Origin of the sequence: Erwinia sp. CGal63 (assembly GCF_037026505.1) — a bacterium.
Classification (GTDB): domain Bacteria; phylum Pseudomonadota; class Gammaproteobacteria; order Enterobacterales; family Enterobacteriaceae; genus Erwinia.
Window position 1 is genome coordinate 1,471,650 of sequence record NZ_JAKUMN010000001.1, and the last position, 13,021, is coordinate 1,484,670.

Annotated in this window: 11 protein-coding genes; 1 reads left to right on the forward strand and 10 read right to left on the reverse strand. The window is 55.4% G+C overall.

All coding sequences use genetic code 11. The features are described from left to right. Window position 1: 1 nt before the first annotated feature. Both MKZ79_RS06675 and MKZ79_RS06680 read right to left on the reverse strand, forming a co-directional pair. Window positions 2-1,321: a PTS sugar transporter subunit IIC gene (locus MKZ79_RS06675; protein WP_336140832.1), complete on the reverse strand. Its 1,320-nt coding sequence runs from the start codon at window positions 1,319-1,321 to the stop codon at window positions 2-4. Then, window positions 1,321-1,641, reverse strand: coding sequence for a PTS sugar transporter subunit IIB (locus MKZ79_RS06680; protein WP_336140833.1), 321 nt, complete (start codon window positions 1,639-1,641; stop codon window positions 1,321-1,323). Before MKZ79_RS06680 ends, MKZ79_RS06675 begins: the two co-directional genes overlap by 1 nt. 294 nt (window positions 1,642-1,935) lie before the next feature. Between MKZ79_RS06680 and MKZ79_RS06685 the strand changes: the two genes are divergently transcribed. Further along, window positions 1,936-2,958, forward strand: coding sequence for a LacI family DNA-binding transcriptional regulator (locus tag MKZ79_RS06685; protein WP_336140834.1), 1,023 nt, complete (start codon window positions 1,936-1,938; stop codon window positions 2,956-2,958). 83 nt (window positions 2,959-3,041) lie between these two features. Here MKZ79_RS06685 and MKZ79_RS06690 read toward each other — a convergent pair whose 3' ends face one another. The 8 genes from MKZ79_RS06690 to dapA form a co-directional block, all read right to left on the reverse strand. Beyond that, window positions 3,042-5,423 (reverse strand): membrane-bound PQQ-dependent dehydrogenase, glucose/quinate/shikimate family, encoded by a 2,382-nt coding sequence (locus MKZ79_RS06690; RefSeq protein WP_336140835.1) that lies wholly within the window; start codon window positions 5,421-5,423, stop codon window positions 3,042-3,044. Between the two features lie 491 nt (window positions 5,424-5,914). Further along, window positions 5,915-6,667 carry an SDR family NAD(P)-dependent oxidoreductase gene (locus MKZ79_RS06695; protein WP_336140836.1) on the reverse strand — a complete coding sequence of 251 codons (753 nt, stop codon included), beginning with the start codon at window positions 6,665-6,667 and terminating at the stop codon, window positions 5,915-5,917. A gap of 9 nt (window positions 6,668-6,676) precedes the next feature. After that, window positions 6,677-7,432 carry an SDR family NAD(P)-dependent oxidoreductase gene (locus MKZ79_RS06700; RefSeq protein ID WP_336140837.1) on the reverse strand — a complete coding sequence of 252 codons (756 nt, stop codon included), beginning with the start codon at window positions 7,430-7,432 and terminating at the stop codon, window positions 6,677-6,679. A gap of 104 nt (window positions 7,433-7,536) precedes the next feature. Continuing rightward, a complete protein-coding gene (locus tag MKZ79_RS06705) occupies window positions 7,537-8,250 on the reverse strand; it encodes a GntR family transcriptional regulator (RefSeq protein ID WP_336140838.1) in 714 nt (237 codons plus the stop codon). A 49-nt stretch (window positions 8,251-8,299) separates the two neighbouring features. Next, window positions 8,300-9,325 carry a proline racemase family protein gene (locus tag MKZ79_RS06710; protein WP_336140839.1) on the reverse strand — a complete coding sequence of 342 codons (1,026 nt, stop codon included), beginning with the start codon at window positions 9,323-9,325 and terminating at the stop codon, window positions 8,300-8,302. A 9-nt stretch (window positions 9,326-9,334) separates the two neighbouring features. Continuing rightward, on the reverse strand, window positions 9,335-10,816 hold the full coding sequence (locus MKZ79_RS06715; RefSeq protein ID WP_336140840.1) for an aldehyde dehydrogenase family protein: 1,482 nt from the start codon (window positions 10,814-10,816) through the stop codon (window positions 9,335-9,337). Then, a complete protein-coding gene (locus MKZ79_RS06720) occupies window positions 10,813-12,075 on the reverse strand; it encodes an NAD(P)/FAD-dependent oxidoreductase (protein ID WP_336140841.1) in 1,263 nt (420 codons plus the stop codon). The genes MKZ79_RS06715 and MKZ79_RS06720 overlap by 4 nt, the downstream gene beginning before the upstream one ends. Before the next feature lie 66 nt (window positions 12,076-12,141). Further along, window positions 12,142-13,020 carry a 4-hydroxy-tetrahydrodipicolinate synthase gene (dapA, locus tag MKZ79_RS06725; protein ID WP_336140842.1) on the reverse strand — a complete coding sequence of 293 codons (879 nt, stop codon included), beginning with the start codon at window positions 13,018-13,020 and terminating at the stop codon, window positions 12,142-12,144. Window position 13,021: the final 1 nt, after the last annotated feature.

A 13,021-nucleotide genomic window follows, 5' to 3' on the forward strand; every position in this document is an offset into this window, starting at 1 on the left:
ATTATTTCATCTCCTCTGCCAGCGTCATTTCGGTCGCCATCGCCGCTTCCTGTTGCAGCAGCTGGCGCTCATACATTTTGAAGAACGGGTAGTAGATCAGCGTGGAGAGGCCAATTAACAGGGCGACCAGCACCACTGCACGCCAGTCCCAGCCGGTTGACCAGGCCGCGCCGATCGGGCCGGGCGTGGTCCACGGCGCCAGCGAGATCACATGGTTGATCAGGTTGGTACGCGTCGCGGTCCAGGCAATTACCGCGTTGATTAACGGCGTGGTGATAAAAGGGATAAACAGCAGCGGATTCATCACCACCGGCGAGCCGAAAATAATCGGCTCGTTGATATTAAACATGCCGGGTACAAAGCCCAGACGGCCGATAGAGCGCAGATGGGCGGATTTGCTGCGCAAATAGAGGATAACCAGCCCCATCGTGGCGCCCGAGCCGCCGACCGTGATAAAAAACTGCCAGAACGGTTCAATAAAGATTTTGCTGACATCCTGCCCGGCGTTCAGCGCTTCCTGATTGATGCCCAGGTTGGTCAGCCAGAACGCCTGCAGCAGGCCGCCGACGATGGCCGCGCCGTGAATGCCGGCGAACCACAGCAGATGACACAGCAGCACCGCTATCAGTACCGCAGGAAGCGAATCCGCTGCGGAGATCAGCGGCGCGAACAGCGACATAATCGCCTGCGGCAGGATCATGCCGAAGTGGCTCTGCATCAGCAGGTTCAGCGGGTAAAGGGTCAGAAAAATCACCATAATCGGGATCAGCAGATCGAAAGACTGGCGGATTTTCGGCGGCACCTGTTCGGGAAGCTTGAAGCCGATATTGTGCTTCGTCAGCAGATGCATCACTTCCGTGCAGTAGAGGCTGATAAGAATGCCGGTAAAAATCCCTTCGCCGCCTAACGAGGCTATTGGCAGCGCGCCGTTTTGCTGTGGCGCGGCAATCAGCAGAAAGGTCATCAGCGAGAGCAGCGCGGCCATCAGGCCGTTCAGTTTGTAGCTCTGCGCCAGGTTATAGGCGATGGCGCCGGTGATAAAAACGGCCATAATGCCCATCGTCATGTTGTAAGGCATCATCAGCTGGTCGTTGTACTGTCTGACCATGCCCAGCCACCACTTTGCAAAAGCCCACTGGCTGTTTTCGCTGAACGGCGGATGTGAAAACAGCAGCATGAAAGAACCCACAATTAAAAACGGCATGGAAGCGATAAAGCCGTCTTTAATGGCAACGACATGTCTTTGTGAAGATAATCGCGCCGCTACCGGACTGATACGATTTTCAATCACGCCAAACAGCGAATCGGCCAGTGTGCTCATTATGCCCCCTGATGAGAGTTAATCAGCGCCAGGGCGGATTGCAGAATTTTTTCACCGTTAAGCATGCCGTAATCCATGGTATTAATTACGGCGACCGGCTTATTGTATTCCTCGGCGTAGCGTTGAAAATCATTCAGCTTATATTTAATTTGCGGCCCCAACAGGCAGCAGTCGAAATCGCCAATCTTTTCGCTGAACTCCTCCATGCCAACTGCCTGAATTTTCGCATTAATGGCGAGTTTAACCGCCGCTTTTTCCATACGCTGCACCACCATGCTGGTGGACATTCCCGCAGAGCAACATAATAAGATCTTGATCATAACATCCCCCTTTGTTTCCTGAACTTTTACGCGCCATTACGCGCCTCTGCAACCGGTTACAGATTCTGTTTTTGTTTTTTGTGATCCATCACCCAATCAAAACCGACGTTATTTAACGGCAAACATAAAATAATGTGAAACCGGTTGCAGATTATTTATTTCCTGCGTCTTTATAACGCGTTTAAGCGCAGGCTGTTGTTATCTTCCCGGCGACTTGTTCTCCGGGAAAATTTGCGGGTTTTACCTGAGACGTTTTTGGTTACAATGAACGGCCGATACAGAAGGAAACTTGTCATGATTACTATGCTGGACGTGGCCAGACGCGCTGGCGTTTCGAAAGCGACCGTCTCTCGCGTGCTGGCCGGGCGCGGCTACGTTTCTAAAACGGTGCGCGACAAGGTAATGAGCGCCGTGGAAGAGATGGACTATCGCCCTAACCTGCTGGCGCGCAATCTGGCGACCCGGCGCAGTCAGAGCATCGGCCTGATGGTACCCAACACGCTCTATAACGGGCCCTTTTTCAGCGAGCTGCTCTATCAGGTGGCGACGCTGACCGAACAGCTTGGCTCGCAGCTGGTGCTGGCGGACGGCAAGCATACGGCGGAACAGGAGCGTCAGGCGATCAATTTTCTGATCGACAGCCGCTGCGACGCCCTTATTCTTTATCCCAGAACGCTAAGCGTTGAAGAGATCGACGAGCTGATCCCCACTATCAGCCAGCCGCTGCTGGTGCTGAACCGCAGGCTAAAAAAGTTTCCGCACTATGCGGTCTGCGCCGACCATGAAAATGACACCTTCCAGGCAGTGAGCTATCTGATTAGCCAGGGACATCGGGATATCGCTTTTATTAAAGGTCTGTCGGGGTCGCATACCGGCCTCAGCCGCCTGAACGGCTATTTGGCCGCGCTGGAAAAACATGATATAGCTCCGCAGCCCGCGCTGCTGCTGGAGGGCGGCTGGACTAACGAAAGCGGGCGGCTTGCCGCCGTTGAGCTGCTGCAACGCCGGGTCGCCTTCTCTGCGATCGTCGCCAGCAACGACGATATGGCTATCGGCGCCATCTGCGCGCTCAACGCGGCGGGTTTGAGCGTGCCGAAGGATGTCTCTTTGCTCAGTTTCGACGATATTCCCGTCGCGGCATTCCTGACGCCTGCGCTGACTACCGTGCGCGTGCCGGTTGATAAGATGGTTTCCAGCGCCATGATGCAGCTGGCGAAAATGCTGGATGGCGAACAAGTCGGGCCGCTGGCGCTAATGCCGGGCGAGCTGATACGGCGGCAGTCGGTAGGATTAGGGCCATCTCCCCTCAAAGGATAATGAAACCAGGCAAAGATCCCTGACTAAAAAAAACCGATGTCATAACGACATCGGCTTAGAGAGTATTTCCGGTTTAATACAGGTTATTCAGGAAGCGCATAGGCAATGATGTTATCGCCGCGTTGGGCTGAGTGAGGCGATCCTCCGGCGAAAATCACAACATATTGCTTGCCCGTTTTTTCAGAGCGATAGGTAATCGGGCCGCTCTGGCTTCCCACCGGCAGGCGGGATTTCCATACCTCTTCGCCCGTGTGGCTGTTAAACGCGCGCAGATAAAAGTCCTGAGTTCCGGCAAAGAACAGCAAGCCCGAGCGCGTAGCCAGTGACGGCCCCAGCGTCGGCATACCAAGCGGCATTTGCAGTCCCACCGGAATACCCAGCGGCCCGGTGTCCTGAACTGTGCCTACCGGTATCTGCCAGACCAGTTTATGCGTCTTAAGATCGACAGCAGACAGGGTGCCAAATGGCGGAGCCTGGCACGGAACGCCCAGCGGGGACATCAGACGCTCGCGCAGCGAGCCATAGGGCAGCCCTTTCTGGACAATCCATCCCATTCCTTCGCTGGTGCCTTGTCCTGGCGGGATATCTTTGGCCGCGACCATTTTGTAATAGAGTCCCAGCCGTAAATCGTTAACGAACATCAGGTTAGTCGTAGGATCGACGGAAACGCCTCCCCAGTTGATGCCGCCAAGCGAGCCAGGATACTGCAGAGCCATATCCAGTCCGGGAGGGGTAAAGATGCCGTCATAGCGGCTTGATTTAAAGCGAATGCGGCACAGCAGCTGATCGAACGGCGTCGCGCCCCACATATCCGCTTCTTTCAGCGTTTCATTGCCAATACCCGGCATTGATGAGTACGGCTGCGTAGGCGAGTAACGTTCTCCCGGCAGGTTACCTTGCGGTACCGGGCGCTCTTCAATCGGCGCTACGGGCTTACCGTTACGACGATCGAGCAGATAAATCATGCCGGTTTTCGAGGTTTCCGCCAGCGCTGGCGTGACGGAGCCATCGTCGTTTTTGATGTCATACAGCAGCGGCGTGCCGGTAGCATCAAAGTCCCATATATCATGATGCACAGTCTGGAAATGCCAGACCGGACGGCCTGTTGCTACATTAACCGCGACGATAGATGAACTGTATTTTTCGTCCCCTTCTCTGCGCTCGCCACCGAAGAAATCAGGCGTCGCATTGCCGGTTGGCAGATAAACCATACCCAGATCGGCGTCGTAAGACATACCAACCCAGACGTTTGGCGTTCCGCGCGTGTAGCCTTCAGGCGACAAAGGTTCGCGCGTGACTTCAGGATTACCCGGATCCCACGCCCAGACCAGTTTACCGGTAACCGCATCGTAGGCACGTACCACGCCTGGCGGCTCGCCTGTTTCAAAATTATCGATGACGCGGCCGCCGACAATCACCACATTACCCGCCACCAGCGGTGCTGAGGATTGCTGATAGTAGCCAGGCTTCACTTCACCCATACCCACTTTCAGATCCACTACGCCGTTATTACCAAAGTTTGCTGCCGGCTTGCCGGTATGGGCATCAATAGCTACCAGTCGCCCATCGCCGGTAGGGAAAAACAGACGTTGCGGGCTGACAGCGGTATCCAGCGGCTTGCCTGGCGCCACGACATTTTTCGCGCTGGCCGCGTCAAAATAGCCGATGCCCCGGCAGCGCTGATAGGTTGAGTTCCCGCGTCCTGCCGTATAGCGCCACTTCTCTTTCCCGCTATCAATGTCATAGGAAATCAACGAGGTATAAGCGGTACAAACAAACAGACTATCGCCAACCTGAAGAGGCGTATTCTGATCTTCAGCATCCCCCTTGTCCGGGACTACCGCCTCGCCAGTATGGGCGGTCCAGGCAACTTTCAGGTCTTTTACGTTCTCTGGGGTGATATCACTTAGCGTTGAAAAACGGGAGCCTTTGGTATCACCAGCCCAGGCCTGCCAGTCTTTCGGCCCGGAATTTGGCGCAATATCATGCGCGTTGTCGGTATTAGCCTGCACCTCTGCGTTGCGGATAATGCCTTTAGGCTGGAACGAGCTGATGAAAGATGAAAGCACGGCAATGGCAATCACGCCGCCTACGGCCACTGACCAGCGGCGCGTTGAGCGATGCGGCGTCAGCAACGGCACGGTAAAGGCAATCAGAACGGCTCCGGCTGCGGGCGCAAACAGACGCGAGAAAAGCGGCCAGAATTGCAGACCGACTTCCCATAACGACCAGACAAGACTGAATACAAGCGTAATGCCATAAAATAGCGCACCGGCAAGACGCTGGCGGGTGAGTAATACACCGCTTACCAACAGTAAAATTCCGGCGATGATAAAATACCAGCTTCCCCCCAGCCAGGCGAGCCAGCCGCCGCCGCCAATAAAATAGATCCCTGCGAGGCCAGTGACAATGCCAATCAGCATTAACCAAAGCCGGCCCGCTTTCCCCGGATTTCTTACATCCATACATTATTTCCCGTCAGAATGAATTAAATAACGCGCACACTGCTTCAGGCCGGAATCTCCAGCCGAATATAGTTACTTTTGCCTCTCTTTTTCAGGCGACAATAACCCCACTCTCCCGCTATAAGCAGAAAAGTTAATTCACTGTTCAGGTAGTTAAACTACGTTGAAGAAGTTATGTCATGGTCAGCTTAATACCCTGTTCCCCTGTGGAAGTTGCCTGGAAAATCCTATGCATACAATCCTGCACACAAGATCGATGCGCAGCATAGAGCGCCATTGTTAACAAAGTCAATGAAGTGGGTTTACATAAATTTAAATTATGGGCAATGCAGCGGATCGTTGTGATCCGCATCACATTTTTATGAGGTGATTGAGTTGGCAGTGGCTAAGGTGCGCATCGCTGCGCACCTGAGAGTGCTGACAAACCTAAATCGCTTCTGGATGCTGGTTTTTTCTACAGCGACACAGCAGCTTTACAGCAGTACAGGATACTAGCGCACGTAATCAGCGCCGGTAATATCAATGGTCGATCCTGTGGCATGACGGCAGCGCCCGCTGGCCAGAAATGCCACCATCGCGGCAACATCGGATGGCGGCGTCACTTCACGTAACGGCAGATTGGCTGTCACCGCCGCTTCCCCTACGCTGGCGATATGGTCTTCGGCCATTGCTGTCCGTACCCAGCCCGGAGCCAGCGCATAGGCCAGCACGTTTCTGTCGCCATAACCTCGCGCGATCCCTTTGGTCAGCGCCAGTAAGCCACCTTTAGCCGCGCCATAAGCCAAATGTTCAGGCCCGTCGCCACGGTGCGACGAGCGGCTGGCCATATTGATGATAATGCCGCCGCCGCGTGAGCTGTAATGATGGATAGCTAACCGGCATAAGTCAGCGGGCGCCTGAAGATTCACCTGAAGATTCGCCTGCCAGCCCTGTTGCCACGCTTCAGTGCTGTCCAGCGGAGAGGCACAATAAATTCCCGCGTTATTCACCAGCACATCAATGTTGTCGGCCAAATCCGTTGCCTGCTGCCACAGCGTTGCCGCGCCATCAGCATGGGACAAGTCTGCCCGTACCAGTTGCAAACGCTCGGGCCAGGTTGCCAGCATCTGTCGGGCGCTTGCCTCGTCGCGGCCATAGTGCCCTATGATCTCAGCGCCCTCAGCGTGCAGAGCCTTCACAATTTCACTACCGATACCTTTAGTCGCGCCGGTGACCAGAATGGTTTTACCTGCCAGCATACTCATAGTTTCTCCTTAGACGACGGCCTGCGCGCCGGTGATTTCCAGCAGCGAGCCGCAAAGATAGGGCGCCTCGTCAGAGGCAAGAAAAGCGATGGCGGCGGCGATTTCTGCCGGTTCGCCGATACGGCCAAAAGGCACTAACGCATTGAGATCGTCGAGCGAGCGCCCGCTGCGCGCCAGGTTGCTTTCTAACATCGGCGTACGCACTTCACCCGGGCATACTGCATTTACGCGCACTTTGTCAGGCGCATAATCGCGCGCCAGATTAAGCGTAAAGGCCGCAACCGCTGCTTTTGACGTGTTGTAAGCAATATGGCCAGGCGCGGGATGCAGCCCCCATTGCGAAGCGGTATTCACGATAGCGCCGCCACCTTGCGCAATCATATGGGGCAATACTGCGCGGCACATATGAAATAACGCGTCGAGATTAACGCTAAAAGTCGTCTGCCAGTCTTGTTCACTTAATTCCAGTAGCGCGCCGCGACGATTAATACCGGCGTTATTAATCAAAACGTCAATACGCTCCGTCTGGCTTTTTAATTCTGAAATAAAGGAGAAAATATCTGCTGCGCTGGCCAGGTTGACTTCGCGCCATGCGGCATGCCCGCCTTGCTGATTAATATCCTCGGCAAGCCGCCGGGCCAATTCAGCATTGCTGTCAACAATCCAGACATGCGCGCCCTCGTTAGCAAACCGGCGACAAATTGCCTCGCCAATGCCGCCTGCGCCGCCGGTAATAATCACGGTTTTATCCTGAAAGCGATTCATCTCTACTCCTCTTTGATGACGTAATAACGAATAGCGGACGGTAAAAAGCAAAAGCAGGGCCAGGCCGGAACACGCCTGTTCCGGCTCAGGTAAGGAAAAACAGGTTAGTCGTTGAGTTTCATATCTTTTAAGAGATTACGCTGCATAAAAGTCAGAAAACGACTCTGGAATAACAGGGTATGTTCATGAGCCATTCTGTCGGCATTTTCAGCCTCGCCCGCTTTGATGGCGGCAATCAGATCGTCGTGGTCGCGGCCCAATTTTGAAGGCGCATCCTGGCGCGTCATAAAATCAAACTGGAGGTGCTGGATGCGTTGTCCTTCCGATAGCAGCTTATCGTAGTAGGCGGCCAGGTAGTTATTGCCCGCAGCCCTGGCTATCGCCAGGTGAAACTCTTTGTTACGCTCGGTCATGGCGCTAAAGTCGCCTTTATAGACCATTTCCATATAGGCTTCATTGGCCGCTTCAATATCCCGAATATCGTCATCGCTACGATGAATGGCCGCCAGCCGCGTTACCGCACGCTGCACTAAATCTAACGCGGTGATGTAATCCGGAAACTCTTCAATCGCAAACGGCGTAACTATGGCGGTACGATTCGGCAAAATCGTTACCAGTCCCTCACTCACCAGGCGCGCCATGGCATCCCGCACCGGCGAACGCGACAGGCCAAAAGCAGTGGCCAATGAAATCTCGTCAAGCTGCTCGCCGTGCTTGAGCTGCAGCGTAAGGATTTGGCGGCGCAGCTCCTCGTAGATATAACGCCCGCCATGACGACGGCCAGTCCCCTCTTCTTTTTCGTCTTTTTTGCTCATCATTTACGTCTCTGGCTGAAAGTCACAGGGGCATGTTAGCGGCGCAGGCCAGTCAGGACAATGCCGGCCCCCATGTATCACTCAGCATAAAACCTGCGGAAAGCGGATCGTCCGGATCGATTCCCAGTTGCTGGATGCCGTAAATCCAGGCCCGGCCTGTAACACGCGGCAGAACGGCAAGTTTTTCGCCTACCTGCGTGCGCCCGCGCAGCTCAATCCGGAATTCGCCGTTGATGGTGGAGCGTGAAATCAGCCGATCGCCGGGTTCCACCTCACCCCGCGTGTCGAGCGTGGCGAGATTTGCTGAACTGCCGGTGCCGCAGGGTGAGCGATCCACGCGTCCCGGCGGTAAAGTCGTACAGGTGCGCCAGACATTTTGTTCTTCGCGCTGCCTGAACATGACGTAGGCCACTTCATTAATCTGGGGCAGTAGCGGATGCTGCACCTGAATCTGCTGGTTAATATAATGGCGGAATCCCACGCCGAAAGCGGCCAGTTCACGGGCATTTTCTGGCGCGATACTGAGTTTGATTTGCTCTACGTCTATCAGCGCGTAGTAGACGCCGCCAAAGGCGATATCTGCGGTGATAGTCCCAAAATTGGGGATCTCAAACTGGCGATCGAGCTGCTCGGTAAAGGCTGGCACCATATCCAGCGATACGCTGATACAGCGTCCGTCCGAGCAGCTCGCTACTGCGGTGACCAGCCCCGCAGGCGTGTCCAGCACCACGGTAGTTTCTGGCTCCTGCATGGTGATCATGCCGGTTTCCAGCAGCGCCGTGACCACGCAGATACAGTTGCTGCCCGACATCGGGTGGGCTTTATCAGCCTGCAGCACGATAAACCCGGCGTGCGCGCCGGGCACCGTCGGCGGCAGCAGTAAGTTCACCGACATTTGCAGGCAGCCGCGCGGCTCCATCGTCACCAGCCGGCGCAGGCTGTCATCGACTTCGTTGATGTAGTTCATCTTATCGAGCATGGTGGCGCCGGGAATGTCGATCACGCCGGAGGTAATCACTTTGCCGATCTCACCTTCGCAGTGCACTTCTATTAGCTGTAACGTTTTTTTCCAGCGCATAATGTTCTCTTATTTCAGATACCAGCCCCAGGGCTGGCTGCTGTCATAACGGGTAATTTGCTTGGTTTCAAGGTAGTTATTCAGACCCCATTCGCCCAGCTCGCGGCCAATCCCGCTCTGTTTGTAACCGCCCCATGGGGCTTCGGTAAAAGTCGGCTGTGAACAGTTGATCCAGACAATGCCCGCGCGTAGTTTACGCGCCACGCGTTCGGCACGCTTCAGGTCTTCAGACATCACAGCCGCCGCCAGGCCAAAGCGTGAACGGTTAGCTGAGGCAATGGCTTCGGCCTCATCATCAAAAGCGCGCACGCAGACCACCGGGCCAAAAATTTCCTCGCGCCACAGCTCGCTCTCTTCTGTCATCTCCGTGAAAATCGTAGGCTGCAAAAAATAGCCTTTTTCGTGCTGCTGAGGACGTTTGCCGCCGCTCAGCAGCCTGGCCCCTTCTTCAACGCCCTGCGCGATGGCACGCTGGACTTTTTCATACTGTGCGGCATTAACCAGCGGCCCTAACAGCACGCCGTCATCCATACCGTTGCCGATTTTAATTTTTTCGGCTTCTTCAACCAGCCGTGCCAGCAGCGGTTGATAAAGATTGCGCTGCACTAATACGCGCGAAGTGGCAGAGCAGACTTCGCCTTTGTTCCAGAAAATGCCAAACAGGATCCACTCCACCGCTTTTTCGATGTCGCTGTCATCGAACAGGATAAAAGCGGATTTGCCGCCCAGTTCGAGGCTGACATTTTTGATCTCCGCCGCCGCGACCTGCATGATTTTGCGTCCCGTTGCTACGCTGCCGGTGAAAGCCAGTTTATCGACATCGGGATGTTCAGTCAGCGCCGCTCCGGCCTCCGCGCCCAGCCCGGTGATCACATTCAGCACGCCTGCCGGTAATTCCGCCTGATGGGCGATGTCTGCCAGCTGCAACGCGGTGAGCGGCGTCACTTCCGAAGGCTTCAGGACGACGGTGCAGCCTGCCGCCAGCGCGGGCGCTACTTTCCATGCCGCCATCAGCATCGGAAAATTCCACGGAATGATGGCGCCGCAAACGCCAACCGGCTCTTTACGCGCTACGCTGCTGAAGCGGTCGTCTGAAAGCGCTACCGCCTGCTCCTGTTGCTCATCAAGCTTTTCCGCCAGGTCGGCGTAAAAATCGAAGCAGTAAGCGGTATCGCCAATGTCCCACAGCGCTTCCGGCAGCGGCTTGCCGTTGTCACGCACTTCCAGCTCCGCCAGACTTTGCTGCTTTTCGCGGATAAGAGTGGCGATACGCCGCAGATAGCCGGCGCGTGCTTTACCGCTCAGTTCAGGCCAGCCGCCTGTCTCAAACGCTTCTCTGGCTGCTTTCACCGCAAGGTCAACATCTTCTCTGCTGGCTGCGGCAATACTGGCAATTTCTTTTTCACTGCCAGGATCGATGCTGGCGAAGCTGCCGCCTTTTAGCGGGTTAACCCATTTGCCATTGATAAAAAGTTCTGTGGTAACACTCATGTGCGATCTCCTTCCATAAAACGGTAAGCGCTGAACGGCGTCAGATCCTGCGCAGCAGGCCGCTTCGCCGCGAGCTCGGCAATAAGACGACCGGTAGTTGCGCCCAGCGTTAAGCCCAGTTGCCCATGCCCAAAGGCCATCAGTACATTACTCAAGCGGCGTGAACGGTCGATAACAGGTTTAGTATCGGGTAGGAACGGACGATGCCCCACGCCAAACTCTTTTGCCGTGTCGTTGAGCTGCGGCAGCAGTTTGCGCGCCTTCTGCAGAATAATTTCCGCGCGCTGAAAATTGGGTTTGGCATCGGCACCTGCAAACTCGATGGTGCCGCCGATCTGCAAACCGCGCGTCATCGGAGTGAAACAGAAGCCGCCGTCGGCGTAGATCACCGAATGGCGAAACTCGACTTCAGGCTGCGGCAGCAGCGCCTGATAGCCTGAGATGCCGGTTAGCGGCACGCGTACGCCCAGCGCAGAGAAAAAGCGGCGCGATCCGGTACCTGCCGCTACCACTACGTGATCGGCGGGCAGGCTACGGCCATCGCGCAGCTTCACGCCATTCGCCAGACCGTTCGCTTCCAGAATGCTTTCGGCTTCGCTATCAATACGCGTGCCGCCTTGCTGCACAAAGGCAGCCGTCAATGCGGCAATAAATCCTTGCGTATCGCTTACTGCACGCCAGTCAGGAAACAGAACGCCATGGGCAAATTTGCCCGCCAGCGCCGGTTCCAGTTCCGCAATCGCCGCCTCGTCCAGCGTTTCCGCGCTGAAACCCAGCCGCTCACGCAATTGCAGATGTTCACGCTCCGCCGCTAAACCGCGCGGCGTATCAAACACTTCAATGACCGGACGCTGGCCCAGCAGCGTTTTATCGGGACACATCGCCAGCAGGGAGGCAAAATCGGGATAGACCTGATGCGTCAGGGAAGCCATGGCCTGGGCAATCGCGTTGATGCGGCCGTGACGCGCATTAGCAATAAAGCGCAGAAACCAGGGCAGCATCGCCGGGATCGCGGCTGGACGCAGCGCCAGCGGCCCGGTTTGATCGAGCATCCAGCCGGGAATGCGTTTCAGAATGCCCGGCTTTGAAAGCGGCACGATTTCGCTTACCGCCATCTGTCCGCAGCTCCATTTAGCCGTGCTGTCGCCCGGCGCAGCCGGATCGATTAGCCACACCTGGTGGCCTTCCTTTTGCAGGTAAAGGGCGCAACAAACGCCGACGATACCGCCACCTATCACCACTGACTGCTGTTTCACCATCTTTTTTTCACTCTGAAAAGCGGCCGGTGACTATCTCAAATTCACCAGCCCGCGTCGCCAGTAAATTCAGGCCTGAGATGCTTCGAAGATTTTGCGGAATGCCGCTTTCTCTTCGGTCGTTAACGGCTGCAACGGCATACGTGCATTGCCCGCCTTAAAGCCTGCCAGTTCACAGCCATATTTCACTTTCTGAATAAACTTGCCCTCTTCCATGCTTGCCATTACCGGGAACAGCGAGCGCATCACGTTTTGCGCCCCCGTCAGATCGCCGCTGCTGAATTTGCGGTAGAACTCGCAAATATGATCGGGGAAACAGTTCGCCGGCCCGCAAATCCAGCTGCTGGCGCCCCACATAAAGAAGTCAAAGGCGACGTCATCGGAACCGCAGGAGAGCTGATAATTTTCTTTGTAGCTGTGGCCAATTTCCACCGCGCGCAGTACGCTGCCGCTGCTCTCTTTGATAGCGATGACGCGCGGATGATCTTTAAAAGCCTCAAGAACCTCAAAACCCACTTCAACGTTGGTGCGCACCGGATAGTTGTACAGCACCAGATTAATGTCGCTGAATTCATTGAGGATCGCCTGATAATGGCCAATCAGCTCCTGCTGAGAAGGCAGCGCATAGTATGGCGGCGCAATCAACAGATTGTTATAGCCGGCATCGACGGTTTGTTTAACCTGTTCCAGCACTTCACGCGTACATGAGCCATTGGCGCCGGCAATCAGGGTGCCGCGATCGCCTACCACGGTTTTTACCGTTTTTAATACCTGACGACGCTCTTCATTGGTTAGCGCGTAATATTCGCCGGTAGAGCCAAGCGGCACAAAACCGCTGACGCCTGCCTTAAGCTGATATTCCAGAATGTCCGCCAGCCGATCGTGGTCGACCGCGCCCGCTTCGTTAAATGGAGTAACCAGCGCCGGTAAAATGCCTTTCAGTTTCATT

Bases quoted from the DNA above. Each gene is read 5' to 3' on its own strand.
- MKZ79_RS06675 (WP_336140832.1), bottom strand. From the start codon at position 1,321: ATGAGCACACTGGCCGATTCGCTGTTTGGCGTGATTGAAAATCGTATC.
- MKZ79_RS06680 (WP_336140833.1), bottom strand. From the start codon at position 1,641: ATGATCAAGATCTTATTATGTTGCTCTGCGGGAATGTCCACCAGCATG.
- MKZ79_RS06685 (WP_336140834.1), top strand. From the start codon at position 1,936: ATGATTACTATGCTGGACGTGGCCAGACGCGCTGGCGTTTCGAAAGCG.
- MKZ79_RS06690 (WP_336140835.1), bottom strand. From the start codon at position 5,423: ATGGATGTAAGAAATCCGGGGAAAGCGGGCCGGCTTTGGTTAATGCTG.
- MKZ79_RS06695 (WP_336140836.1), bottom strand. From the start codon at position 6,667: ATGAGTATGCTGGCAGGTAAAACCATTCTGGTCACCGGCGCGACTAAA.
- MKZ79_RS06700 (WP_336140837.1), bottom strand. From the start codon at position 7,432: ATGAATCGCTTTCAGGATAAAACCGTGATTATTACCGGCGGCGCAGGC.
- MKZ79_RS06705 (WP_336140838.1), bottom strand. From the start codon at position 8,250: ATGATGAGCAAAAAAGACGAAAAAGAAGAGGGGACTGGCCGTCGTCAT.
- MKZ79_RS06710 (WP_336140839.1), bottom strand. From the start codon at position 9,325: ATGCGCTGGAAAAAAACGTTACAGCTAATAGAAGTGCACTGCGAAGGT.
- MKZ79_RS06715 (WP_336140840.1), bottom strand. From the start codon at position 10,816: ATGAGTGTTACCACAGAACTTTTTATCAATGGCAAATGGGTTAACCCG.
- MKZ79_RS06720 (WP_336140841.1), bottom strand. From the start codon at position 12,075: ATGGTGAAACAGCAGTCAGTGGTGATAGGTGGCGGTATCGTCGGCGTT.
- dapA (WP_336140842.1), bottom strand. From the start codon at position 13,020: ATGAAACTGAAAGGCATTTTACCGGCGCTGGTTACTCCATTTAACGAA.